Annotated in this window: 23 protein-coding genes; 11 read left to right on the forward strand and 12 right to left on the reverse strand. The window is 49.6% G+C overall.

The window, feature by feature from the left end; translation table 11 throughout:
* Positions 1 to 2: 2 nt before the first annotated feature.
* Complete coding sequence (locus tag FJM74_RS18470; protein ID WP_187264118.1) at positions 3 to 746, forward strand: (Fe-S)-binding protein; 744 nt, start codon at positions 3 to 5, stop codon at positions 744 to 746.
* Between the two features lie 73 nt (positions 747 to 819).
* Here the strand turns inward: FJM74_RS18470 and FJM74_RS18475 are convergent, their stop codons facing one another.
* A complete protein-coding gene (locus tag FJM74_RS18475) occupies positions 820 to 1,557 on the reverse strand; it encodes an outer membrane beta-barrel protein (RefSeq protein WP_187264119.1) in 738 nt (245 codons plus the stop codon).
* 9 nt (positions 1,558 to 1,566) lie between these two features.
* On the reverse strand, positions 1,567 to 2,217 hold the full coding sequence (locus FJM74_RS18480) for an outer membrane beta-barrel protein (RefSeq protein WP_187264120.1): 651 nt from the start codon (positions 2,215 to 2,217) through the stop codon (positions 1,567 to 1,569).
* A gap of 937 nt (positions 2,218 to 3,154) precedes the next feature.
* Here FJM74_RS18480 and FJM74_RS18485 point away from each other — a divergent pair.
* The 4 genes from FJM74_RS18485 (at position 3,155) to FJM74_RS18500 (ending at position 6,336) form a co-directional block, all read left to right on the forward strand.
* Positions 3,155 to 3,967: a transporter gene (locus tag FJM74_RS18485; protein WP_241739241.1), complete on the forward strand. Its 813-nt coding sequence runs from the start codon at positions 3,155 to 3,157 to the stop codon at positions 3,965 to 3,967.
* Between the two features lie 130 nt (positions 3,968 to 4,097).
* Positions 4,098 to 4,955 (forward strand): TIGR02587 family membrane protein, encoded by an 858-nt coding sequence (locus FJM74_RS18490; protein ID WP_187264121.1) that lies wholly within the window; start codon positions 4,098 to 4,100, stop codon positions 4,953 to 4,955.
* 6 nt (positions 4,956 to 4,961) lie between these two features.
* The gene (locus FJM74_RS18495; protein ID WP_187264122.1) at positions 4,962 to 5,369 is read left to right on the forward strand and encodes a hypothetical protein; all 408 of its coding nucleotides are present in this window, start codon (positions 4,962 to 4,964) and stop codon (positions 5,367 to 5,369) included.
* Between the two features lie 73 nt (positions 5,370 to 5,442).
* On the forward strand, positions 5,443 to 6,336 hold the full coding sequence (locus FJM74_RS18500; protein WP_187264123.1) for a cyanophycinase: 894 nt from the start codon (positions 5,443 to 5,445) through the stop codon (positions 6,334 to 6,336).
* 161 nt (positions 6,337 to 6,497) lie between these two features.
* Here FJM74_RS18500 and FJM74_RS18505 read toward each other — a convergent pair whose 3' ends face one another.
* Positions 6,498 to 7,040: an NUDIX domain-containing protein gene (locus tag FJM74_RS18505; RefSeq protein ID WP_187264124.1), complete on the reverse strand. Its 543-nt coding sequence runs from the start codon at positions 7,038 to 7,040 to the stop codon at positions 6,498 to 6,500.
* Between the two features lie 157 nt (positions 7,041 to 7,197).
* Here FJM74_RS18505 and FJM74_RS18510 point away from each other — a divergent pair, with 157 nt between their 5' ends.
* The 4 genes from FJM74_RS18510 (at position 7,198) to FJM74_RS18525 (ending at position 10,142) form a co-directional block, all read left to right on the forward strand.
* Entirely contained in the window at positions 7,198 to 7,575 is a 378-nt protein-coding gene (locus tag FJM74_RS18510; protein ID WP_241739242.1) for a hypothetical protein, read from the forward strand.
* Between the two features lie 626 nt (positions 7,576 to 8,201).
* The gene (locus FJM74_RS18515) at positions 8,202 to 8,399 is read left to right on the forward strand and encodes a hypothetical protein (RefSeq protein WP_187264125.1); all 198 of its coding nucleotides are present in this window, start codon (positions 8,202 to 8,204) and stop codon (positions 8,397 to 8,399) included.
* A gap of 149 nt (positions 8,400 to 8,548) precedes the next feature.
* Positions 8,549 to 9,061, forward strand: coding sequence for an OmpA family protein (locus FJM74_RS18520; RefSeq protein WP_241739243.1), 513 nt, complete (start codon positions 8,549 to 8,551; stop codon positions 9,059 to 9,061).
* Between the two features lie 70 nt (positions 9,062 to 9,131).
* The gene (locus FJM74_RS18525; protein WP_187264127.1) at positions 9,132 to 10,142 is read left to right on the forward strand and encodes a DUF2382 domain-containing protein; all 1,011 of its coding nucleotides are present in this window, start codon (positions 9,132 to 9,134) and stop codon (positions 10,140 to 10,142) included.
* 289 nt (positions 10,143 to 10,431) lie between these two features.
* Here FJM74_RS18525 and FJM74_RS18530 read toward each other — a convergent pair whose 3' ends face one another.
* The 6 genes from FJM74_RS18530 to cphA form a co-directional block, all read right to left on the reverse strand.
* Entirely contained in the window at positions 10,432 to 10,755 is a 324-nt protein-coding gene (locus FJM74_RS18530) for a 2Fe-2S iron-sulfur cluster-binding protein (protein WP_187264128.1), read from the reverse strand.
* Positions 10,755 to 11,759 carry an NAD(P)/FAD-dependent oxidoreductase gene (locus FJM74_RS18535; RefSeq protein WP_187264129.1) on the reverse strand — a complete coding sequence of 335 codons (1,005 nt, stop codon included), beginning with the start codon at positions 11,757 to 11,759 and terminating at the stop codon, positions 10,755 to 10,757. Before FJM74_RS18535 ends, FJM74_RS18530 begins: the two co-directional genes overlap by 1 nt.
* A gap of 221 nt (positions 11,760 to 11,980) precedes the next feature.
* Positions 11,981 to 12,652 carry a DUF72 domain-containing protein gene (locus FJM74_RS18540; protein WP_241739244.1) on the reverse strand — a complete coding sequence of 224 codons (672 nt, stop codon included), beginning with the start codon at positions 12,650 to 12,652 and terminating at the stop codon, positions 11,981 to 11,983.
* A 100-nt stretch (positions 12,653 to 12,752) separates the two neighbouring features.
* A complete protein-coding gene (locus FJM74_RS18545) occupies positions 12,753 to 13,313 on the reverse strand; it encodes a hypothetical protein (RefSeq protein ID WP_187264131.1) in 561 nt (186 codons plus the stop codon).
* Between the two features lie 242 nt (positions 13,314 to 13,555).
* A complete protein-coding gene (locus tag FJM74_RS18550) occupies positions 13,556 to 14,467 on the reverse strand; it encodes an isoaspartyl peptidase/L-asparaginase family protein (RefSeq protein ID WP_187264132.1) in 912 nt (303 codons plus the stop codon).
* 211 nt (positions 14,468 to 14,678) lie between these two features.
* Positions 14,679 to 17,312 carry a cyanophycin synthetase gene (cphA, locus tag FJM74_RS18555; protein WP_187264133.1) on the reverse strand — a complete coding sequence of 878 codons (2,634 nt, stop codon included), beginning with the start codon at positions 17,310 to 17,312 and terminating at the stop codon, positions 14,679 to 14,681.
* A 390-nt stretch (positions 17,313 to 17,702) separates the two neighbouring features.
* On the opposite strand from cphA, the gene FJM74_RS18560 reads away from it, so the two are divergent.
* Positions 17,703 to 18,857: a hypothetical protein gene (locus FJM74_RS18560; RefSeq protein ID WP_187264134.1), complete on the forward strand. Its 1,155-nt coding sequence runs from the start codon at positions 17,703 to 17,705 to the stop codon at positions 18,855 to 18,857.
* Between the two features lie 681 nt (positions 18,858 to 19,538).
* Here FJM74_RS18560 and FJM74_RS18565 read toward each other — a convergent pair.
* A complete protein-coding gene (locus FJM74_RS18565) occupies positions 19,539 to 19,916 on the reverse strand; it encodes an STAS domain-containing protein (RefSeq protein ID WP_187264135.1) in 378 nt (125 codons plus the stop codon).
* A 794-nt stretch (positions 19,917 to 20,710) separates the two neighbouring features.
* Between FJM74_RS18565 and FJM74_RS18570 the strand changes: the two genes are divergently transcribed.
* Positions 20,711 to 21,373, forward strand: coding sequence for a response regulator transcription factor (locus tag FJM74_RS18570; RefSeq protein ID WP_187264136.1), 663 nt, complete (start codon positions 20,711 to 20,713; stop codon positions 21,371 to 21,373).
* Positions 21,374 to 21,470: 97 nt separating this feature from the next.
* On the opposite strand, the gene FJM74_RS18575 is transcribed toward FJM74_RS18570, so the two are convergent.
* Both FJM74_RS18575 and FJM74_RS18580 read right to left on the reverse strand, forming a co-directional pair.
* A complete protein-coding gene (locus FJM74_RS18575; RefSeq protein WP_187264137.1) occupies positions 21,471 to 21,713 on the reverse strand; it encodes a hypothetical protein in 243 nt (80 codons plus the stop codon).
* A gap of 73 nt (positions 21,714 to 21,786) precedes the next feature.
* Positions 21,787 to 23,265, reverse strand: coding sequence for an aminoacyl-histidine dipeptidase (locus tag FJM74_RS18580; protein ID WP_187264138.1), 1,479 nt, complete (start codon positions 23,263 to 23,265; stop codon positions 21,787 to 21,789).
* Positions 23,266 to 24,136: the final 871 nt, after the last annotated feature.

Genomic DNA, 24,136 nt, shown 5'->3' on the forward strand with positions numbered 1-24,136 from the left:
CTATGGCAAGAAGAAGAGTTGTTGTTGATATTTTTATTCCCTGCTTTGTAGACCAGCTGTACCCCGAAACCGGCATGAACATGGTAAAGGTGCTGGAGAGCCTGGGCTGCGATGTGCATTATAACCCGGCGCAGACCTGCTGCGGGCAGCCCGCCTGGAACGCCGGCTTCTTCGACGAGGCCCGTGAGGTAGCCAATAAGTTTCTGGACGATTTCTCCAGCGATATCTCAGAGTACATTGTAGCGCCCTCTGCCTCTTGTGTGGGCATGGTCCGCAATTCGTACCAAGATATTTTCGTAAAGTCGTCGAAGCTGGTAAAGTACAGGGCCATGCAGAAAAAGGTGTATGAGTTTACAGAGTTCCTGACCGACGTAATGGGCGTGACCTCTTTCCCGGAAGCCTCTCTACTGGGCCGCGCCACCTACCACGACTCCTGCAGCGCACTGCGCGAGTGCGGCATAAAAGCTGGCCCCAGAGCCTTGCTGCAGAGTGTGCGGGGGCTGGAACTGGTAGAGATGGAAGATAACGAAACCTGCTGCGGCTTTGGCGGCACCTTCGCTGTGAAGTTCGAGGCCATTTCAGTAGCCATGGCGGAGCAGAAGGTAGAGAATGCCCTGGCCACCGGAGCCGACTACATCCTCTCCACCGACACCAGCTGCCTTATGCACCTGGAGGCTTACATCCAGAAACAGAAAAAGAACATCAAAACCATGCACATTGCCGACGTGCTGGCCAGCGGCTGGTAGGGGAGTAGTGGTTATAAATTTGCAAGGCCCGGTGCTAGGTGTAGCGCCGGGCCTTGTTGTTTAGGCATCATTTTTAGTTGCCACCGAAGTAGTAGCTGAGGCCAAACATGAAATTTCCTGATCCAAAATTCAATCCTAAGTTCTTGTTTTTGTATTCTGATCCTCCATTTTCAGAGCTGTACTTCGTTATATCCTTACTATAGCCAATTCTTTCGGCATGTGCTTTAAGAGCAAATCTTTCAGAAATGAAGAACACAAGGCCAGGAGACATCCCAATCGACAGAGAAGTCTCTTCCTGGGTACCCTTACTGGCATATTCCTGTATTGTGTTAGATGATGAAAATATTTGTCTGGAATTGTTGGAGGTTTTCTCATTTATATATTGAATGTCTGCGGTTGCCATAAGTCCGAACTTGGTCGATACCATAAAGTATTTAGTGATGTAAGGATTTATAACAAACCCATTCGTTTTCTGTTCTTGCCGGTAATCAGATTCACCAAAGTCGGTTCTATAAGTAGACAAATTTCTGCTGAATTTATATGTAAATGCTCCCGCCATTCCTATCTCAAGGCCATCTAGAATAAAGTAGCCAATACTGGGAGAAATCGCCAAATCCCGGCTTTTCCATTCAGACGAGGTGACGGTAGTAAATTCAGAAAGCTCATATGGTAGTTCACCTGACTTAGGCTTAGACTTCTCAAACTCATATTTAACTCCACCAGTTATTACTATTCTTCCCTGATCTACCTGTGCATGTGCTTGCCAGCCAATAAGACAAAGGATTAAATGTGTAAATAGATATTTTTTCATTTTCTTGGCCTATTGTCGATTTATAAAATAGTTCAAACCAAATGAAATAGTCTCTAAACCTAGGTCTATACCAAAAGAGTTACTCAAGGTATGAGAGGCTTCTTTTGGTTTGTTAACTGACCGTCCATATCCTATCGAGCCAAATGATGTACTTAAGGCGAACCTATCTGTAACAAAATATGTGATTCCTGGAGAAAGACTGATACTTAAGAAATTAAATTTGGTCTCAGATTTACTGGTAGCCGAACTATCTGTTCGATACTCATAAAGAGACTCCCCAAAGCCTAATGAGACGGTCCCGGTCCCATGAAAATAAAGCTTATCTATAATAGGAATGTATTTTCGGAGATAAGTAGAGAAATTATAACTATGGCCTCTTTCTTTGTTAGAAGAAGTTCCATATTTAGATCTTTGTCCAAACAAACCATAGCCGATACCCGCTCCCACCTCTAAATTTTCTCTAATAAAAAAACCAACAGAAGGTGAAATACTTAAACTTCTGTTTTTTGAAGTATTTACTGAATTGTTGTTAATGCTATTATATTCATTGCCTGATATAGAAAAGCTCCCTGCAATTCTTACATTTCCCTGTTCCGTTTGCCCATAGGCAATAGTCTTCCCGCCTGCTACTAGCAGGAGCATCAGTAATATTTTTTTCATGATATATGTTTTTTTGGTATAAATGGAAGTTTACAAAAACGGTGCCTTAAAATGCAAGATTAGGAAGAACAACTGTATGTTAGATTTTAATAAATTGTATTAAAAATATTAGTGTTAGAAGGGTGGTTTTTATGTATCTTAGTAATAATCAAACTGATATATAATATTTTCAATGAAGACTTGATTTAATATAAATTTTAGAATATTAATTATATAATATTTTAGCTTAATTAAAATTATTCATGTTTATTAATTAGAAATAAGCTACATATTAAAGGCTATCATCGGTGGGTAAATACGTAGTAGGAGCCGAGTAAAAACGGGTTTTTCTGCCATCTCTCCTTTTTATCAAATATCCTTTTACAAAATTTTTAAAGTCGCGTATATGCTTGTACAGTATCGCAGGCACACTCGCAGCAGGAGCAAACTTTTTGGTTGGTTGAGTTCTGTTCCTGGAGTGTTATAAAAGCAGTTGAAATGTGTAGAACAGGTAGTCTGTGATAACTGCATTTTGTTGAACTCATGATACGGCTACCTTTTGTTGGGTGCTAAAGGTAGTTTACGTCATGTGCAGATAAGGGAGCTGGCAAATGAGAATTAGCTTGCAGATGCCGATAAGCCGGCTCCCTCATCTTTCTGTTTACTCCCTCTCTTCTTTCCCTGCCATAAGCAAATTCCTCTTCAAAATCAGAAATGAGCAGCAGCAGAATTCTTCTTTTTCGTTCAGGTATTCCATTCAGAAAATTTGTGCCGACACTGCTCGCTATCGGTATTTAGTGAACGTGCTGCCTCGGAGGTTTTCTTACTACAATCGTAATTTTTACGGTAGATCAGCCTCGTCGTAAATACGGCCGCTCAAGGTATACCCGTATTTTAAAAAGTAAAGTGGTAGGCATGTCGTATTATTTTTTGATTCCACGTATAAGCGGTGCAGCTAATGTATTCAATTATGCCTACTTCTGCCTCAGTGCGTTGTGTTTGCCACCTGAAATACCTCCTGACTTTTTGTGTGGTGGTTTTGCTCGCTATCAGGGCAATTGCCCAGGATGAGCCGCCAGAAATGATCACAGACCGGCCAGACCAGACAGAGTCTTCGGTCGTTATGCCCCGGAACATGGTGCAACTGGAGTCCGGGTTTTTCTTTCAGAAAGACTGGGAAGGCGCCAGAGAACTGAAATCGCATGCCTACCCCACGACGCTGTTGCGGGTGGGGGTGCTGGAGGGGCTGGAACTGCTCTTCCTGGCCGCTTACCGCGACTCTGTGATCCAGAACGGGGAACGGAGAAAGCTGGAAGGCATGGGGCCGCTGAGCGTAGGTGCCAAAGCAAAGCTTTGGGATGAAAAAGGCTGGCTACCCCAGGCGGCACTGCTGTTCAGGGTGCTGCTGCCCACCGGCGACAGGCGGTTCAGGCCTTCCGGTGCGGAACCCCATATGCGGCTAAACCTCTCGCATGCGCTTACCAGTAAAATAGAATTCGCCTACAACCTGGTGCACGGCTGGTCGGAGGGCAAATCTGTGCCGGGCTATACAGCATCTGTAAGTTATGAGATAGCTGATAAATTCACCGTGTTTGCAGAGGTTTTTGGGAGCAAGGAAGAGGGGGAACCAGCTGGGCATCAGGCCGATGCCGGAATTCTTTTTTTGCTGCTGCCCAACCTGCAACTGGATGCAGCTTTCGGAACCAGGCTAAATTCAGCCGCCCCCGACTATTTTATAATAACAGGTTTTAGTGTCAGGCTGCCACGTTAATGCTTCGCTAAATTAAAAATCACAAATTCTAAATTAAAAAAATCCCTGCTGATTGCATTTGTTTACACAGGTTGGTTTAATGCTGGAAATAAGTTGAGAGAGCAGCAGGTACATAACCAGAATAAGTAATATGGCGCTTCATAAAAGACCTATACATGAGTCCGTGCGGGAATATGGGCAGGGAATTATAGGAGGCCTCCTCTTCAGTTTCCCGATGCTGTTTACCATGGAAGTGTGGTGGGCCGGGTTTTCTGCCTCACCGCTGCAATTGCTTTTACTCATACTGGTTACGTACCTGCTGCTGCTTGGCTATAACCGGCATGCCGGCATGCGTCCAGACACCTCCTGGCGCAGTATTTTTATCGATTCAATAGAGGAAATGGGCATTGGCATTGTGCTCTCTTTCGGTGTCTTGTTTATGCTAAACCGGGTAAAGCCGGGAGCGATGCCGCTGGACGAGATTATGGGCAAGACGATAATAGAGGCCATGGCTGTTTCTATTGGCGTATCGGTTGGGACGGCCCAGCTCGGCGCAAGCAACAGCAACAAAGAGGAAATGGAGCAGAAAGAGCCGGAACCGCAGAAGTGGTGGTCGGCTAAAAGCAGTCTGCTGGTGCTTGGGTTTTGCGGAGCCATTATAGTAGGAGGCAACGTGGCACCAACTGAGGAGGTAATTGTGCTGGCCATAGAGGCTACGCCCTCGCACATTCTGCTCTTGGCCTGTGCCTCAGTCATCATCAGCCTGATTGCAGTGTACTACAGCAATTTAAACGAGATGAAAAAAAGCCGCTTGCGTGGCAGATTTATATTTAATGTGGCCTTCGACACGTGCCTGAGCTACCTGGCAGCCCTGATGGCCTCGGCTATATGCCTTTGGTTTTTTGGCAGATTCCAGAACGTGAGTTTTTTTGTAGCCTTTTCGCAGTGCATCGTGCTGGGTGTTATCTCTGCCTTAGGGGCATCGGCCGGAAGATTGTTAATTAGGTAAAAGCTTATGGATAGAAGAGTTCGTGAAGGCGACGACGACAAAAATGTACTGGAGTGGCTGGTTTTTGGCCTGAGTCTGCTGCTGATCAGCTCGGTATTTGTTTACCTCGGTTACAAGGCTTACACGGCTGAGCCAGACCCAGAGCCCGCCTTGGAGGTGCGCTACCTGCACGACCCCTCTGTGTCAGAACCTTACCGGTATCATATTAAAGTAGAGAACACCGGAAAAGAAACAGCCGAGGAGGTGAGCATTCAGGTATGGACAGAAAAGGACGGTAAGGAAGTAGAGTCAGCAGAACTGCAGCTGCCTTTCGCGCCAAAGGAGTCTGAAAGAGAAGGCTGGATTATCTTAAGGCAGGACCCGGCGGAGGCCGATACCATTTTGGCGCGCGTAAAGAGCTATAAAAGGCCCTAAAACCTGTTGCTGTCTTTTAAATGGATATAAGAACTCTTTAGATAATTTATCAAATTGATAAGTATAAGTGTATATGGCGAAGCGAAAAGTAGTGAAAAAGCACGATGCTCATAGAGAAGCGCCTATCCCCAAAGGCTGGCTGCTGGCAGTGGGTGGTTCGGAAGATAAAGGAAAGAGGGAATTAAAGGAGGAGCAGGAAAAAAACATAGGCTTTATTCATGAGGAAATTCTGAAAAGGTTTGTAAAAGAGCTGCGAGGCGAAAACCCCCTGATTGCCATTGTGCCTACGGGCTCTACTATGCCGGAGGAACTGGCCAAAGAATACATAGAAGTTTTTCAGGAGCTTGGCCTGAAAAACCTGGAGGTAATAGATGTGCGCAATAGGCAGGATGCCAGAAATGAGGATTACTGCAAAATCCTGGAGCGTGCAGCTGGCATTATGTTTACGGGCGGCGACCAGTTGCGGCTTACCTCCATCCTGGGCGGCACACCCGTGCTCGAACTCATGAAAGAAAGGTACACCCATGAGGAGATAATTGTAGCAGGCACCAGTGCAGGAGCCACGGCCATGTCCACGCCCATGATCTACGAAGGCGAGACGCAGGGCGGCTATATCAAGGGGGATGTCCGGATAACGACCGGGCTGGAGTTCCTGAAAAATGTTGCCATCGATACGCACTTCATTGCCCGTGGCCGGATCGTGCGCATGGCTCAGGCTATTTCTACTAATCCGGGCTGTATAGGGGTAGGGCTGGAAGAAGATACTGCCATTCTGGTAACTGAAGGAAAAGAAGTAGAAGTGCTGGGCAGCGGCCTGGTAACAATAGTAGATGGGCTGGACATCAGTTACACCAATATCTACGAAATAAAAACTGGCGAACCTTTTACCGTCTGCGATATGAAAGTTCACCTGCTATCCAGAGGGCAGCGGTATACGCTGCCATTTTACGACCAACTGCATATCTGATTCTACTGATCGGCGGAGCCCCGAACAAGAGACTTTTTAGGCTCCTTCGGAGCTTCGGGCAAAACAACCCATCAGGGCCGGCAAGACATGTCGCAGTTGGTCGTATCCAGCAACCGGCAAATCAAAAAAGCAGCACCTGTAAGCATGGCCCTGTGGCCGGGCTAAAGCCGGGTCTCGGGTCGCTTCAGAAAAACCTGCTCCTGTGCCGCCAGCCACTGCACAGCGATAATGGTTTTGGCATCGGCCCATTTTTGTTTCAGCAGGTCCTCCATGGCAAACTCAACAGTCTTTACCTGTTCGTGCTCCTCATCCAGACCGCCGCCTTCTGATTTCTTTTTGCTTACTTCTGCGTAATACAGAAACACTTTTTCGGTGCAGGCCCCAGGCGATGAGAAAAAATCCCAGACATGGCGCAGATGGCTTACGGCATAACCGGTTTCTTCTTCAATTTCTTTCCGGATTGTTTTCTCCGGATCATCGTCCTCCACCACACCGGCCACCGTTTCTATCAGTTCCATATCGGCACTGTAGCGGAACTGCTTTACAAGAATATAGACATCCCTGTCGGTGTTATACACAATGGCAGCTGCTGCATTTCCACTTTCAAACTGCTCCCGCTCAAATGTTTCGCCATTTTCCTCCAAAATTACTTTCCGGAAGGTGTAAAAGCCTTCGTATATCGTTTTTCTGTCTTTTATCTTCATACTTCCAAAGCTTTTTATCTTATAAAAGTTACGGCAAAGCATCCTGTCCGGATTAAGCCTCTTTTAATTATTCTAATGAAAAGGCCTGTCCGGAGGTTCTGCCGCCGCTCCAAAGCCAATAGGACAGAATTGCGTACATACGCAATAACGATGCGCTATGAGAATGTTCCGACCTGAATTTATTGCAAAACTGCAGGGTGTTTACTGGGTCATCACGGGTATCTGGCCCCTGGTGCATATGCCCAGCTTTAGCTGGGTATCAGGCCCAAAGGCAGATCTGTGGCTGGTGCATACTGTTGGCCTGCTGCTGACAGTAATAGGAGCTGTGTTGCTCGCAGCCGGTATAAACAAGCGCGCTACCACCGAAATAAAATGGCTGGGTATAGCCGGTGCAGCCAGCATGGCCTTTATCGATTTTTATTACGCGCTGCACGATGTGATCTGGGATATCTACATGTTAGATGGTGTGGCAGAACTGCTGTTGATTCTGCTCTGGCTGCTGGCCTGGAAAAGTAAAACCGTTAAAGCACGTTAACGAGATGATGCTGATTTACTGATGCCACGCAGTGGTAGCAAGCTTCGGGAGGGCTGTTTTCATACAAATAATTGCTGTTTGCTGATGGTTAGTTGCCGATTGTTTATGCCTGATTTGGAGATAAGAAAGTTTGAAAATGAGTGAGTGAAAATCTCAAACTTATAACTTTTATATTCGGCAAAACGAATTGTCCGGCAGCATTTTTAGGAAGAACTATAAATGAATGTTTATAGATATTGCTGGAAAACGAAATGTCCAAAAACAGCAAAGAAGCACGCTTTAAAACCGCCAAATCAAGCTGCAAATTCCGTTCTCTTTTTAAAAATCTGGGCTGAAATGCGGAAGAGGTACTTATTAACGGTTTCAAGTACCTGCATCAAAGTCGTGTGCGTAATTCTACCTGGTCAAGGCAAACCGTGCAACAGCAGTCAGAGCTCTTCACTTTTAACAAACAACTAAGTACAATCAACTGATCTCTGGCGGATGAAGGACCAGGGGACAAGGGTAAAAAGACACTGGAGGGCCATTTCCATTAGAATAATTACGCATCTGTTCTCCTAAATTTACTTGGATGCACTTAGTGCTGCCTAAACAATTTATTGTCGGGTTGTGATGCAATTATTCTAATGAAAATAACCCTCCGGAGCTTTCTGCTTTTGTTGCTGCTGCTGCTCATCAACAACCCACAATTGATACTTTATGCAGCACTACTTGCTGACCGCACTCAAAACTTTCCTTTTTACGGTTACGATATTGATATAATTAAAATAACTGAACAAGAAGAACACGCGGGCGTACATAGTATTATTTCAAAATATTATTAAATTTTCTCTAACCAAAATAAAACTATACGATGGCTGACTTAGATGTTCAACCTAAAAAGAACAAGCCGGGATGGCTTTGGATTCTTTTGGCAGTGCTCGCAATTGCAATTCTGTTTTTGCTGATGAGAGGGTGCAATGATACTGATGAAATGGATACCGCTGACCCGGTAACCACCACTGATACCACTTCTTCCAGAATGGGCACTACCAGCGATTGGGACGCGGTTAATTTCAATGCTCCCGGCGCCACCTATCCCGAAATAACCGACAGCGATATAGACGTCCGTGGCAATGAAGATTACGCCATTTACAGCCTCGACGAAACCATCCTGTTCGACACCGACCAGAGCCAGCTACGCAGTGGGGCTGAAACGAAGCTTGAACAAGTTGCGACTTCTGTAACACAGCGGTTCAGCGGCGGTGACATACGTATTTATGGTCATACAGACAAACAAGGAAGCGCCGGTTACAACAAAGAACTGGCAGAACAGCGTGCTGAAGCTGTAAAAAACTGGCTTACAGAAAACGGTGATGTAGCAGCAAGCAGAATCTCGGTGCATCCGGTTGGAGAGTCAGACCCTGTCGCCTCTAACGAGACAGCAGCAGGCCGGCAGCAAAACCGCCGGGTAGAAATTGTAGCCAGGCGAAGCAACTCGAACTAGGCGGCTGGCTTACTGTAGTTAACTCACATAAAAAAACCCGTGGAGGTTATCCCACACTAAGGAAAAAGCTATGAACAATAACGATGAACTAAGAAATAGCAGCCGGCTGATAGAGCTTGGCGGCAGTGATTTTGAAATCGTAGACGGACAGCCTGATATCCGGGGCTGGAAAGTTAAAAACGCACAGGATGAAACCATAGGAGAAGTAGACGAACTCATCTTTGATCCTTCCGCACGGAAGGTTCGCTACCTGGTATTGGACCTGGAAGGCAATGTGCTGGACCTGGAGCCACGCAATGTGCTGGTGCCTATTGGCATTGCAGAGCTGCACGAGTCTGACGATCTGGTATACCTCCCTCAGGTTACAGCAGATCAACTTACTGCGTTGCCTGTGTATACCAGCGGCAGGATAGACAGCACCCTGGAATCGGATGTGCGACGTGTTTTTGGCGGTATGGGGGCAGCCGGGGTGGCGGGAGCCGCAGTAGCCAATACCCCTCCTGCCACTGCCACAGAAGCCGACTACAATCACGATGTTTACAACGAAGACAACCTGTACCGCAGGCGCACATCAGGTCCGCCACCAGCAACCGATGCGTCAGACACAGAAACGGGCACCAGGTCGATACCTGTGATTGAAGAGAACGTGGAAATAGGCAAACGTACTGTGGAAACAGGTGGGGCCCGGATCCGCCCTAAAGTTACAGAGCGCCCGGTAGAAGAAGATATCAACCTGCGCGAAGAGCATGTGGTGGTGGAGCGAAACCCCGTAAACCGCCCGGCTTCAGAAGCCGACATTGCTGGCTTTAAAGAAGGTGAGATGGAGATACGGGAGCAGGCCGAAGTACCGGTGGTGTCTAAAGAGGCAAATGTGGTGGAAGAAGTAACGATCCGGAAAGAGGTGGAGGAACATGACGAGACCATTAGAGAAACGGCACATAAAACCAATGTGCAGGTAGATCAGATCAAACCCGGTGAAACCACACGAGACACCGCCATGGATGATGACAGCCACCTGGATGAAGAAGCCAGAAGAAGAAACCGAAGAACAGACACCGGCGCGGATGACCCTGTGCTGTAGGCTCGGTTCTTTTTGCCTTTTTATATCCAGCAACCGGAAAGGGAAGGTTCCCGTGCCCTGAACAGGCCCTGACCAACTAAAAAAAGCAGCGGCAGATGTATCACATCTGCCGCTGCTTTTTTTAGTTGGCCGGATAAATTTATTTCTTAAGGCAATCAGGCCTTTCATTCCGTCGGGTGTGAAAGGCCTGATTGCTTCCAAATTGCTAGTTGCAGGAATTGTCTGGACATAAGCTTAACAGAACAATTTAACTAAGCATCCATAAAGCCATTAGCAATTCACCATCAGATCAAGCCTCAGGTTTCAGGCGTACCACCAGCCCATCCAGGGCAGGGGCTATGCGCAGCTGGCACGATAGGCGGCTGGCTGCAGTGGCGTGTGGCAACGACTCCAGCATAAAGGCTTCGTCGTCGCTGGGCTCCGGCAACTCTCCGCTTTCCAGCACCTCCACGTGGCAGGTGGCACAGATGGCCATGCCGCCACAAATGGCCGGTATGTCATACTCGCTGGCTTTTAATATTTCCATCACAGAGAGGCCCATGTCGGTGGGAGCCTCCACGGGCAAGCGCTCGCCGTTTTCCTTTTCTACATATATGGTTATGGCGTCTTCCATTACAGTTCCTGAATGCCGTTTACGGTGGTGTACTTTAATACATATTTTTTGCCCGGGTTAATGATGTTGTACGCGCTCTGGGCCATCAGGGCCGCCTCATGGAACCCGCACAAAATCAGCTTCAGTTTGCCCGGATAAGTGTTGATGTCGCCGATGGCATAAATGCCTGGTATGTTGGTGGAGTAGTCGACGGTGTTCACCACTATAGCGTTTTTGTCGAGTTCCAGCCCCCAGTGCTCCAGCGGCCCCAGTTTGGGCACCAGGCCGAACAACGGAATCAGGTAGTCGGTTTCGAGGTTGTACTGGGTGTCGTTATCTACTGAAATAGAAACCGCGTTGAGTTTGCCATTGCCCTGCACATTTACCACATTGGACTTGAGCAGGAGCTTGATCTTGCCTTCCTCTGCCAGCGACATCACCTTCTCCGCCGATTCCGGTGCTCCCCGGAAAGTAGTGCCACGGTGTACCAGCGTTAGTTCCTCGGCCAGGCCAGCCAGGTAAATGGTCCAGTCGAGGGCCGAGTCGCCGCCACCGGCTATCACCAGCTTCTTGCTTCTGAACAGTTCAGGGTCGCGCACCATGTAGGTCACGCCTTTGCCTTCAAAGGTCTCCAGGTTGTCGATGGCGGGCTTGCGTGGCTCAAAAGAACCCAGGCCTCCGGCTATCACCACCACCTTGCAGGCTATTTTGGTGCTATCGGAAGTGGTAACCACAAAGGAGCCGTCTTCCTGCTTCTGCAGCTCCTCTACGCGCTCACCGAGGGTAAAGGTAGGGTGGAAGGGGGCAATCTGTTTCTCAAGGTTCTTAACCAGGTCTCCGGCCAGTACTTCGGGGAAACCGGGTATGTCGTAAATTGGTTTTTTGGGGTAAATCTCTGAAAGCTGTCCGCCTACTGCTGGCAGGGCATCAACCACATGGCAGCGCATTTTCAGGAGACCTGCTTCGAACACAGCAAACAAGCCTACAGGGCCTGCACCTACTATGCAAATATCTGTCTGTATCATCTTTTTCCTCAGGGTCTTATGTTAGTTGAGAAAGATTCTCCTTCTCAACTTGTTTACAAAGTAACTCGTTTAAAACTATATTATCTAATTACTATCTTTTATAAGTCATAACTTTAGGTTATGACTTATCCTGCTTCTTCTGGTAAGAACCAACAAAGCGGAGCAAAGTTTCAAGCCGTTAGAGCTCTCTATATGTTTGAACATTAAAACGGATGAAATAATTACCAAAAGTCTTCATTTTGTTCCCAAACGAGCTCCTGAAGCCTTCGTGCATTGTAAGCTGCAAAGCCATACTGGTCGTTATCGAAGTAAATGAACACTTCCAGCCCCTGCTTATACCATTGTCTGATGTTGCCCGTCCACCAGCGCAGGGTGTCGTCGGAGTAGCTGCCGGCGTATTTCCCTTCCGGGCCGTGTAGCCGTACGTACACAAAGTTGCTGGTAACCTCCATGGGCGAGAGGTGCCACTCCAGCTCATAAATGCAAAAGGCGGCATTATATTGCCGGAGCAGCTCCAGTACTCCCGGGGTATACCAGCTGTGGTGCCTGAACTCGAAGGTGTACCGGTAATGGGGAGGCAGGGCCGCCAGGAAACTGGCCAGCCGTTCCTCGTTCACGGTCCAGAAAGGCGGTAGCTGAAACAGAATCGGGCCCAGCTTCTCTTCCAGCGCATTCACGTTCTGGAAAAAGCGGGCTATGCTCTCCTGCGGGTCCTTCAGCTTTTTCATGTGCGTGATAAAGCGGCTGCCTTTCACGGCGAAGACAAAATCGGGGGGAACTGTGGCGCGCCACCTGGCAAAGGTTTCGGCCAAAGGCAGCTTATAAAAGGAGTTGTTGATCTCTACGGTGTGAAAATTTCGGATATAATGGCTCGTGAAGTCTTTCGGTTTCATTCCTTCCGGGTAAAAATTCCCCATCCAGTGTTTATAATGCCATCCTGAAGTGCCTATATGTATCCTGTGCTCCATCAATCTGTTTTTTTATGCTGGAGACTTACTGAGCAGCATCTGCTGCGGCAAAGGTTAAAAAGACTACAAAGGTGTGGTACAACTGGCAGAGCTGCACCGGGTCCGTCACGGCTTCCTGAATCCAGAGGTCCAGCCTGGCGGGCAGGCCTTCCTCGTCCGGCAGATTCAGTTCCAGTCTGTAGTCGCTCAGCTGCAGCAAGGGTTTGCGCACGGCGGCATCGCTCAGCATGCGGCGCACTTTTTCCTCGTCGTTCGTCTGGATGAGGGTGTGTGCATCGAACTCGTGCTCTCCTATTTTTATATCCTGCATGCCCAGCAGCTTGCCCACTTCTTCGAGCAGCCCCTGCTGCTGCAGGCTGAACCGGTAGCCGGTGGTGCTCTGGAAAGCACCGCTGAACAGGGTGGTGGATATGCCACTTTCAAAGCCCCCGCCCAAGTCTATATCTAACTGAAAAATGACGGTGGTTTCGTGCAGGTGCAGGATGGCCTGGTACTGGAGCAGGTCTTGTTGCTGTTGTATGTCTTCTGCCAGTTTCTGGCAAAGTTCTTCTATGGTTTGGCCGGTAATGTGCCGTTCTTCTTGCATGGGGTAGTGCAGCTTTTTGTTTGCTGCGTACCTGTGCTTACGGCTGTTGCCAGGCTAGGTTTGTGTGAAAAGAAGCGTACTGGCTGCCGCTAAAATAAAAACACCGGGCGAGGTGCCAATAAGAGCAGCAGGGGCGGCAGTGCCTCTGGAGGGGCCTTTTCATTGGAATAATCTGGCAGTGCGAGGTAAGACTTTTATCAAAATTATTTGAATGAAAACGGCCCTCCAGACCTGGTAAAACGCTACTCCTCCTCCCATAGCGCCACTACCGGCTCCTGACTGCCGATGCGGTAGGCGCGTTTCATAAAGCCGGTATTAAAGGCGATGGCCACTTCTCCCGCAGGAGATAAGGCGATCAGACCTTTGTCGCCCTGCAGCTTGTTGTTGTGCAGCCGTATGGTTTTCTCGGCTGCCTGTTGCAAAGAGTTGCCGGCATATTTTACCAGCGCGTACACCTCATGGGCCAGTACTCCACGCATGATCACCTCTCCTTCGCCGGTGCAGCTCACGGCACAGACTTCGTTGTCGGCAAAAGTGCCGCCGCCAATAACGGGGCTGTCGCCTATGCGGCCTTTCTGCTGGTTGGTCAGTCCGCCGGTAGAGGTTGCCACTGCCAGATTGCCTTCCTGGTCTAATGCTACAGCTCCTACCGTGTCGTGCCCTTCTGTCGTTTCGCTTTCCTGTAGTTTCTCAAGCCAGGCTTTCCTTTTTTCGTCGGTTATAAAATAGTCTGGGGTTTTGAAAGGCAGGTCGTAGCGCAGGGCATACTCTTCGGCCCCGGTGCCTGAAATAAAAATATGCTTGCACTTTTCCATCACTACCTTAGCCAGCGAAATGGGGTTCTGCACAAACCGGATGCCTCCCACAGCGCCTGCTTTCAGGGTTCTCCCGTCCATAATGGCCGCATCGAATTCGGTTTCTCCTCTCTGGGTCAGGCTCCCGCCTTTGCCGGCGTTAAAGAGCGGCTCGTTCTCCATGCATTGTACGGCTGCTGCCACGGCATCCACGGCGGAGCCACCAGCACGCAATATCTCCCAGCCTGCCTGCAGGGCCTGGCTCAGAGCTTTGCGGTAGGCTTTTTCCTTTTCGGCCGGCAGTTCGCCCGGCTTCACTTTTTCTGCCCCTGCGTGGATCACAATCACGAAGTTGTTCATAGCTTATTTTAGTTTGTAGGGCGGAAGGTTCTTCATGCGCCTGTCTATTGCTGCTGCGTTCTTTGTTGGTAGCTGATATAAATTATTCTAATGGAAAAGCCCTTCCGGAGTCGCAACTGCTCCTGCTCTTCAGTGTGGCCAGATTCGCTGGCTATCAGAAGGCACCTGCAGTGAGTTGCTACAGGTGCTCCGGGGTTACACGCCTCGGAAATCAGTTTTCTTCCGACACCGCTTTTCGATGCTGGATAATCCTGAAACTTTCTATCATCTTGACCGCCTCCGGAACATTTTCGGAGAACAGCGTGATAAATGCTCCTTCCGGCGCATACTCCAGGGCATGGGCAAGCGCACGGGTTTCCTCTTTTATCTCCAGTACTTTCACATTTTTCGGGGCAGATCGAATACCTTCTTTCAGCAGCTGGTTTATTTCTTCACCCTTCCTGTCGCGGCTGTCGAGGTCCTGCCTGATAATGATCTGGTCGAACATGGCGGCTGCCAGTTTGCCTACTTCTATGATGTCTGCGCTTAACCTATCGCCCACACCGGCCACTATTCCTATTTTTGAGGTAGCGGGCACATGCTGCAGAAAATCGCCGATGGCTTTCATGCTGGCGATGTTGTGCGCGTAATCGATCAGTACCTCAAACTTAGGCAGTTTAAACAGGTTCATGCGGCCGGGGGTGGTCTCTGCAGATGGCAGGAACGTCCGGAGCGCGGTTTTGATTTCTGCTACCTCGAAATGCAGCATATAGGCTGCCAGCGTGGCCGCCAGCACGTTCTGTATGTTGAATTTTGCCCGCCCGCCAAAAGTAAGCGGTATGTCGGCTACCCTGTCCACTCGTATTTTGTAGGTGTTCTTGAAAATGGAGACAAAGCCGTTTTCGTACACAGCCGCCAGGCCGCCTTTGGCGATATGTTTCAGCACCCGGGGGTTCTGCTCCTCCAGACTAAAAAACGCCACTTTGCAGGAGAGCCCGTCTGCCATCTGGTACACCAGGTCATCGTCGGCGTTCAGAATCGCGTAGCCATCCGGGCACACCGTTTTTGGGATCACAGCTTTTACCTGGGCCATGTCTTCGATGGTGTTGATGTCTTTGAGGCCGAGGTGGTCGGCTGCCACGTTAGTGACGATACCGATATCGCACTGCCGGAAGGCCAGCCCCGACCGCACGATGCCGCCCCGGGCGCACTCCAGCACAGCATAATTCACGGTAGGGTCCTTTAGCACAAACTCGCTGCTGTAGGAGCCGGTGGTGTCGCCGGAGATAATCTTTTTTTCCTGTATGTAAATGCCGTCGGTGGTGGTAAAGCCGACCTGGTGGCCTTTAAACTTGAGCATATGCGCAACAAGGCGGGTAGTAGTGGTTTTGCCGTTGGTGCCGGTTACCGCCACAATCGGAATCCGGCTTGGGCTTCCGTAGGGGAACAGCATGTTGATGATCGGTTCTGCCACGTTGCGCGGCAGCCCTTCGGTGGGGGAGATATGCATGCGCAGGCCGGGTGCGGCATTCACCTCTATTACCGCCCCACGGGTTTCAGGCAAGGGAATCGCTATGTCGGAGGCCATTACGTCGACCCCACAGATGTCGAGGCCTATAATGCCGGCTATGCGCTCTACCATCAGCACGTTGTAGGGGTGCACCAGGTCTGTTACGTCGGTGGCGGTGCCGCCTGTGCTCAGGTTGGCGGTGTTTTTTAGGTACAGCGCCTGACCGGCGGGCAAAACCGATTGCAGCGTCAGCTCCTGTTCCCGCAAAATGGAGCGGGTCAGTTTGTCTATTTTAATGTGCGTCAGCGCTTTTTCGTGTCCTATGCCGCGGCGGGGATCCTTGTTTACCTCCTTCACCAATTGCTGGATTGTGGAAACACCGTCGCCTATGACCATGGCTGGCGTACGTTTGGCCGCTGCTACAAACTTGCCGTTTATAACCAGCAGCCTGTAATCTGCGCCCTCAATAAACTGCTCTGCCAGCACGGCGGCAGAAAATCGTTGGGCTTCCGCCAGGCCCCTCAGCGCCTCTTTCCAGCTCTGCAGGTTAATGCTGGCCCCTTTGCCCTGGTTTCCGTTGAGTGGTTTGAGGACAATAGGATAGCCCAGCTCTGCTATGGCCTCCTCCAGCTCGCTGGCGTCAGACACAATTCTGCCGCGCGGAGTAGGTATCCCGGCTTCTTCCAGTATCAGCTTTGTTTCGTTTTTGTCGCCGGCGCTCTCTACGGCAAAATAGGAGGTGTTGCTGGTAATGGCTGCCTGTATGTGTTTCTGATGCATGCCATATCCGAGCTGAATCAGCTGCCGTTTCTGATTATTGATATAAGGGATATTGCGGGCTACTGCCTCCATCACGATAGATTCTGTGCTCGGGCCAAAGTACTCATCTTCCCGGATTTGGTGGAGCCTGGCTATATCCTGCACTATGTTCACTTTTTGCCCCCTGGCCATGGCCTCCGTTATTCTGACTGCCGCCTGGGCCGCATACTCACCGGCGCGCTCCTGCTGGTAAGAGAACACCACAAAATCAACGCCTGCCTGCGGAGCCGGGTACCGCCTGCCGTAGCCGCAATCCATGCCTGCCATCGTCTGCAGTTCCAGGGCGATGTGCTGCACCACTTTGCTTAAGATGGTGCCTTCCCGTACCAGCCGGAAAAAGCCTCCTTCGGTGCCCTTGGATGACCGGTGCCTGTACATGCCCGGGAACAGCTTCTCCAGCTTTTCGGCAAACTGAGGCAGGTCGCTGGTGAGTACCTCCTGCTGATCTTCCATGTCGAGCTTGAGGACAATAATTTTAGGGTGCTTGACAGACCAGTAATTTGGTCCGCGCATAATCCTTATTTCTACAATTTTCATATGGACCGGGTTATAACACTATGCTGCACGCCGCTCGTTTGGGACAGGCGCCGAAGGATAGGCACGTGGTATACGGCCCTTCCATGCTCATAGCTGTTTTCTACGAGTTTTGTGGTACTTTGTAGGGTTGCAGGTTTAAAAAGAAGCCGCTCCCAGAGAATTAAGTATTTATACCAGATACGCCTGTTTATACGCAGAACAAGAGGCGCAAAAACTGATTTTTGAATATTTGTAACAGGTTGATATGTAAATTATTAACCTAATAAACATTTGTGCGTTCTATTTCTGGTACAGCCTGAAGTTTACCTTCTTTACACTGAACCAGAAAATTCTTCCTTCGTTTAAAAAGACAGGCTTTGTGCTTATTGTTAACCAGAAAAATTTATAACTATGGCAAGAGATTATCAGCGCAACTACAACGAGGGCGACTATGGCTCCCACAACAGCCAGTATGGCAGTGGCAGGGGTGAGCGGGAGAGGCATGAGGAGGAGAAGGGCTTCTTTGGCCGCATCGGCGACAAGATCAGCAATGCCTGGGAAAGAATTGCCGGAGATGATGATGAGAACCAGCATGACCAGTCCGGAAACAGGAGTTATGGCAGGTCTGATGCCCGAGACTATGACAGAGGCGGTTACGAGGCATCTTCTGGCTCGGCAGGTTATGGCTCTTCCCAACGCAGCCATAGTCCTTCTACCGACTATAGCTCAGGCTATACCGGGCTCTATAACAGAGAAGCTTCCGGCGCAGGATACGGCATAACCGGCCAGACTGCCTGGGGTGGGTATGGCGGCAAGAGCAGTAATGCCGGCAATTACCAGCCTGGTAATAGCAACAACAGGAGAGACAGCGGCTATGGCCGTCACTTTATGGACAGTGACTATGGCTCCTCTGCAGGCAGAGGAAGTGAAGGCAGGTCCGGCTACGGCAGCGGCTCAATGAGCGGGTACAGCGGAGCCGGATTTGGTGGGTCTAACTATAGCAGCAGGGGGGGCTTTGGCGGCTCTTCTGCGTACGGTTCTATGAGTGGCGGATACAGCAGTGGCGATAGCATGGAGTTCAATAGCATGGATTACAGGCCTGCAGGAGCGTCTGGTATGGGGTCCTCCTCCGGCTATGGCGCTGGCTCATGGGGCGGTCAGGGCTCCTCTGCAGGTTATGCACCACAGGACCAGCATCGCAGCGGCGGCTCCGGCTCCATGGGCGGAGGTGCCTTTGGCAGTGGGGCCGGCTCCTTTAGCGGCGGCTACTACGGCGAAACCGGCTCTATGGGGGGCGCCCGGCAAAGTTACCAGGACCGGGGCTGGACAAGTGGCGGCTACACAGGCAGCGCAATGCGGAGCGGCGGCCTCTATGGTTCAGACTACAGCGACGAAGACAGGTCGGGGTTGACTGACTGGGCAGGGCAAAGCCTGAGCTTAACGGAGGGAGACTACGGATCACCGGACCTCGACAATAGGCCCCATAACAGAACCGGCACAGGCTGGGAGAACCGCCATGGCTCCCATAACTATCCTTCCTCCCATGGTGAGCAGGACAGGTGGTAGCTCCCCTGCTGCCCGATAGACCGCTACCGTGCCGGAATATATCCAAAGCAGGGGCATATCAGGGCCAGAAAGTGCAGAAGCTTTTGTTTGCCCGGGGCAGATGGTTGACTTAGGCAGGATAAAAAAAGCAGGGGCTCGCTAGAAGGCGAGTCCCTGCTTTTTTTATTATCTAAGAGCAGCTGAAGCAGGATGTAGCTGGTGCTTCGACAAATTAAAAATTAGAAACTCAACATTAGAAATGATGCCAGCTTTGCTTTCTGGCGGCCTCATAAGCACTAAACCTTTCTTAAAATAAATTGGATTATGGCCAGTGACAGAGTTTATTGGTATTCAATATATGAATTGTTCTAATTTTGAAAAGATCCTGTGCCGTATGTCCTGTAGCAGATGGCAGTACAAGTTCTATTTCCGGGAAGTTGCGTCACCGACAAAAGCAGTATTCACCTTGTGGGCCTGTTTCTTCAGTTTTTCTGATCACTAGGCCCTCCCGGAGGCTTTTCTGCTACTGCTCAACATCTGGTTATCAAACTGCAGGGCGCACCTGCTGCCTGCAGGTTTACCCACCGGGCCTGTTGGGTAAGAAAAAAAGCGAGGCCTTTTGAATTATTCAAATAAAAAGTGCCCTCCCGTGCCTTTAGCTGCTCCTGCAGGTGCCTCAGAGATTACGGGTAGGCAGGTAGACTAATTTGCGGAAGTAGAAGAAGTAAGGAGTTGGCTGGACTTATACAAGTAATAGGCCAGCTCCTTTGTAGGAACAACAGGCAACGTGGCATCGAGCTGCGTTGCGTTAAACAGGCCCTGGATCTGCTGGTTCAGCTGAATGAGCAGGAAATTTATGTTCCGCTCTTTCAGGATATGCTGATAAAGTGTCAGAAAATCAATTGCTTCGGTGGTGATGCTCTGCAGCATGCTGCAATCTATCCACACCTCTTTTTTAGCTTTTTTGGCTACAATAACCTGCAGCAGCATTGATTTTAAAACAGCGAATGTTTTGTTCTCCAGAATTCCCACTAGTTGAATGTGATAGATGCTGCCTTCTGTGGTAAAAGTTATTTTCATAAGCTTATATGCTAGCTTAAAATCTAATTCCTGATGAATTAATATGTGCAGAACCATGTAACTACTTCTGACATGAAAGGCTGATTCTGCAGAAAAACCAGGCTTTATCTGGAAGAACGAAGAGATAAATGCCTCTTAGTTAACGAAGTATATGTTTAGCAAATATAGAGTTGCGCATGGAAGTATGAAATACCTGGAAGCAGGTATTTTTATAATAAAATTTAGAAATTTACTACATAGCCAGTCGGTCAGGGCCTGTCTGTATAAACTTCCAAAGGTAAGGGCGGATTAATTTGCTGGAGGCTGATGACCGGCTATGTGCAGTTGCGTAAGTGTGGTGAGGTCTGTAAGAGAAGCAGGCAAGCTCCGATTTACAAATTATTCTAATGAAAAAGGCCCTCCAGAGGATTTTACCGCCCCTGCTGCTGCACATGGCCGCCCCGCCGCATCGGCTTTCAGGTGCATGTATGGATCCAATTCTTTATGAACAAGCCGTGCCTGGCTGCGGGAAGTACCTATCTTGCCGGAGCAAACACCTGTTTTTTGTAGATTATACCTGATATGCTGCCTGAGAGCAATAGATGAGGCAGAAATTTAATAATTATGCAATTTGTTGGCGACTGGGTATAACGAGGCCATCAGCTGAAAGGAGCTGACATTTCCGCTCAATGCGTGTTAGTTTAATATAATTTCGATAATATAGTATTTTATTTGTAAATTAATCTTGCGGTCGATCAACTACAGGGTTTATAGCTAAATTTGATTTTAACTTTTTTCTTTCTTCCCCAGATTCTATGATAAAAGTCATTCTTACAGATGATCATAAAATAGTACGCGATGGAATCAAAGCTTTGCTCCATAACGATGCTGCCATCCATGTGGTAGGTGAGGCCTCCAATGGAGATGAGCTTCTAAAACTGCTGGAAGAAGTAATGCCCCATGTTGTTCTGTTGGATCTCAACATGCCCGGGCGCGATGGGTTTGAAACCACCAAATACCTGAAGCAGCATTATCCAGATGTGAAGGTGCTGGTACTGTCTATGCTCGACCATGTGAGTTATGTGAACCGGGTGATAGAACTGGGAGCTTCCGGCTATATCCTGAAGAGTTCGGGTAAAGAGGAACTTAGCGCGGCTATCCGGCTGGTGGCCAGCGGCAATATGTATATCTGCTCCTATGTGGCCATGGAACTGCTGAAAAAAGTAGGGCACCACACCACCTATAGCACTCCTGTGAGCACAGCCAGAAAAGATAAAAAATATAAGGATATCTCGAAACGAGAGCTGGAGGTATTGAGCCTCATTGGCGAAGGCTATACCAATGCCGAAATCGCCGAGAAACTGTTTACAAGCAAGCGCACCATCGAGACCCACCGGCAGAACCTGCTGGAAAAAACGCAGACTAAGAACACCGCCACCCTGATTAAATACGCACTTCAGAACAATATCATCAGCTGATCAACAGGAGCCTCCTGCCTTATTCCGGAAAGAAAAGCTCAGAAACCGCTGTGTAACTGTATGGGTTTTCCTTTGCCGGGCAGCAGTTGTTGGCCGCTTACGCCTGTTCCTGCTGCGTCTGGCTTATGGCGGCCAGCAACTGCTCATCCGTTAGTTTTTCCATCCAGTCTTTTCCGACCTCAATCCGGACTGTTTGCGCACCGCCCCCTGGGGTGCAAACCAAGGTAACAGTACCATTCCCGCTTTCGGTCAGGCTGGCTGCTTTGTCACCCAGGGCCGCATAAGCCTGCACACAGGTCCAGGCAGTGTTCCCCTGATCAGTTACTTCTCTTTGTTCCATAAATTTTAGTAAGCAGCGGGCCTGGCCACACACAAGGTCCTGGCCATGACCGCTGGTTTGCTTGTTGAAGCTGTTATACTGCTTTTTCTGGTTCCGGGATACTTTTTAAAGTTTCGAGCAGCAAATTCCAGTACTTCTGCACCGAGCTTATTTGCACCTGCTCATCGGGGGAGTGGGCTCCGCGGATGTTCGGGCCAAACGAGATCATCTCCATGTCGGGGTAGTGAGCCCCTATAATGCCGCACTCCAGCCCGGCATGGCAGGCATTTACATGCGGTGCCTCCTGGAACATGCTGTGGTACAACTCGCTCATCAGCTTCACAATGGTAGCGCCGGGCCTGGGAGTCCAGCCGGGGTAGGAGCCAGCCATGGTTACGGCAGCACCGGCGAGTGCAAAGGCCGCTTCGATGGCGCGGGCCAAGTCCTCTTTTTCAGAGTCGACGGAGCTGCGGGTAAGGCATTGCACGGTATATTCTCCGTTTTTCAGGAGCACACGCGCCAGGTTGTTCGATGTCTGCACCAGTTTTTCGATGTCGGGACTCATGCGGTAGATGCCGTTGGGGCAGGCGTAGAGGGCCTGCAGAAAGCGCTCCTGAAAATCGGCGGCAACTACCTGCGCAGGTGCAGCTAGAGCTTGCTGCTGCACCTCCAGTCTGGGGTCTGTGGTAGCATACTCGGCTTTGAGTACAGCCGTGTGCGCTTTTATAAAATCCTCGAAAGCAGCGCTGTTGGCGGCAGGCACTGTTACTTCAGCAAAAGACTCTCTGGGGATGGCGTTGCGCAGGCTGCCTCCGTCTATGGAACTTATCCGGAGCCCGAACTGGGAGGCCGCCAGGTACAGGAGGCGGTTCATCAGTTTGTTGGCGTTTCCGCGGCCCAGGTGTATGTCCATGCCGGAGTGGCCGCCAGTAAGGCCTTTTACTTCCAGCCTGTAGCCTTTGCTGTGCTGTGCGGTGCCTTCCTGGCTATAGGTTCCTGTTGCTGTCACGTCTACGCCACCGGCACAACCTATGGTCAGGTCCCGGTCGTCTTCGGTATCGAGGTTCAGCATGATGCTGGCCTTCAGCAGGCCGCCCTTCAGGGCCAGGGCTCCGGTCATGCCGGTTTCTTCATCTATGGTAAACAGGGCCTCCAGGGGTGGGTGGGCAATGTCTGTGGCCTGGAGCAGGGCCATCATGGTGGCTACGCCAATGCCATTGTCTGCTCCCAGCGTGGTACCTCTTGCTTTTACCCAATCGCCGTCTACCAGCATCTCGATGCCCTGCGTCAGGAAATCGAAATCGGTGCCGGCATTTTTCTGGTGCACCATGTCCAGGTGGCTTTGCAGCACCACCGTTTGCCGGTTCTCCATGCCGGTGCTGGCCGGTTTGCGGATGATGATGTTGCCTGCTTCGTCTTCTGTTGTTTCCAGGTTCAGGCCCTGTCCGAACTCTTTGATAAAGCGGATTACTCTTTCTTCTTTTTTAGATGGCCTGGGAACGGCATTCAGGTCAGCGAAATTGTTCCAGAGTGCCTTTGGCTCCAGGCTTCTGATGGATGTAGCGGTCGTCATGTGTGGCGGTTTTAGAATGTGGTGCAGGCGGTGCTGCAGAAACAAGCTAGCAATTATTGCGCAGCATTAAAACTTAGCATGAGTTTTTATAGCAGGTTTATTTTAATGCTTTGCTTTTGCAGCCCGCTTAATTTATGGAGCACGAGCAGTTAATAGCTGTGTATGGAGCAGCTGGTGGCGAAAACTATTCACACACCGGGAATGAGGCGATTTGTTGAGGTCCCTTGCCGGCATGCTTCTTAGAGCCGCTGCCGCACAGTTACCAGAAAGCATAACTTCCATCATTCTTATTTCTAATTTGGCGAGGCATTCGGGTTAATAGTAGCAACTAATCCCATCTGTTACAAAGGAGGTTTCATAGGACTTTCGCTAATTATAGAGAAAAATGGGGCAGATGAGGTTGCCAGTTGCACCGGTTCAAAAAAACATGCCGGCAGCCACTGCCTTAGGCTTTCGGCCACAAGGTCCCTTCTGGATGACAGAAGAGGGAGAGCATGAAGGAAATCTGAAAGTAACTAAATACGAGTTGATATAACAGCAATTAACAATCAGATTATGCTAATGAAAAAGTCCCTCGGGAGCTCATCTTGTAGGGGAAGATAAGGCTTCTGTTACCTGAATTTTGCGCTGGTGCGCGCTTGCAGTCCGTGCTTTCCTATCAACCCTTTCCAGAAGGGGCCAACGCAGCTTGTTTTAGATCCATTCTTTTAAGCTGTAGCCTGAAGGAACAGTTGGTACGGGCGGCAGGCTCGCACCAGCGACCTGCTTTTCCCTACAAGATTTGCTCCGGAGGCTTTGTTGCTGCTCCTGTTGCCCCTTTGTTCAATTCAGAGAGCCTCTAACTTGTATTATCAGTAAAAATCCAATATCT

The sequence above is a fragment of the Pontibacter beigongshangensis genome (assembly GCF_014332515.1).
GTDB classification, from domain to species: Bacteria; Bacteroidota; Bacteroidia; order Cytophagales; family Hymenobacteraceae; genus Pontibacter; species Pontibacter beigongshangensis.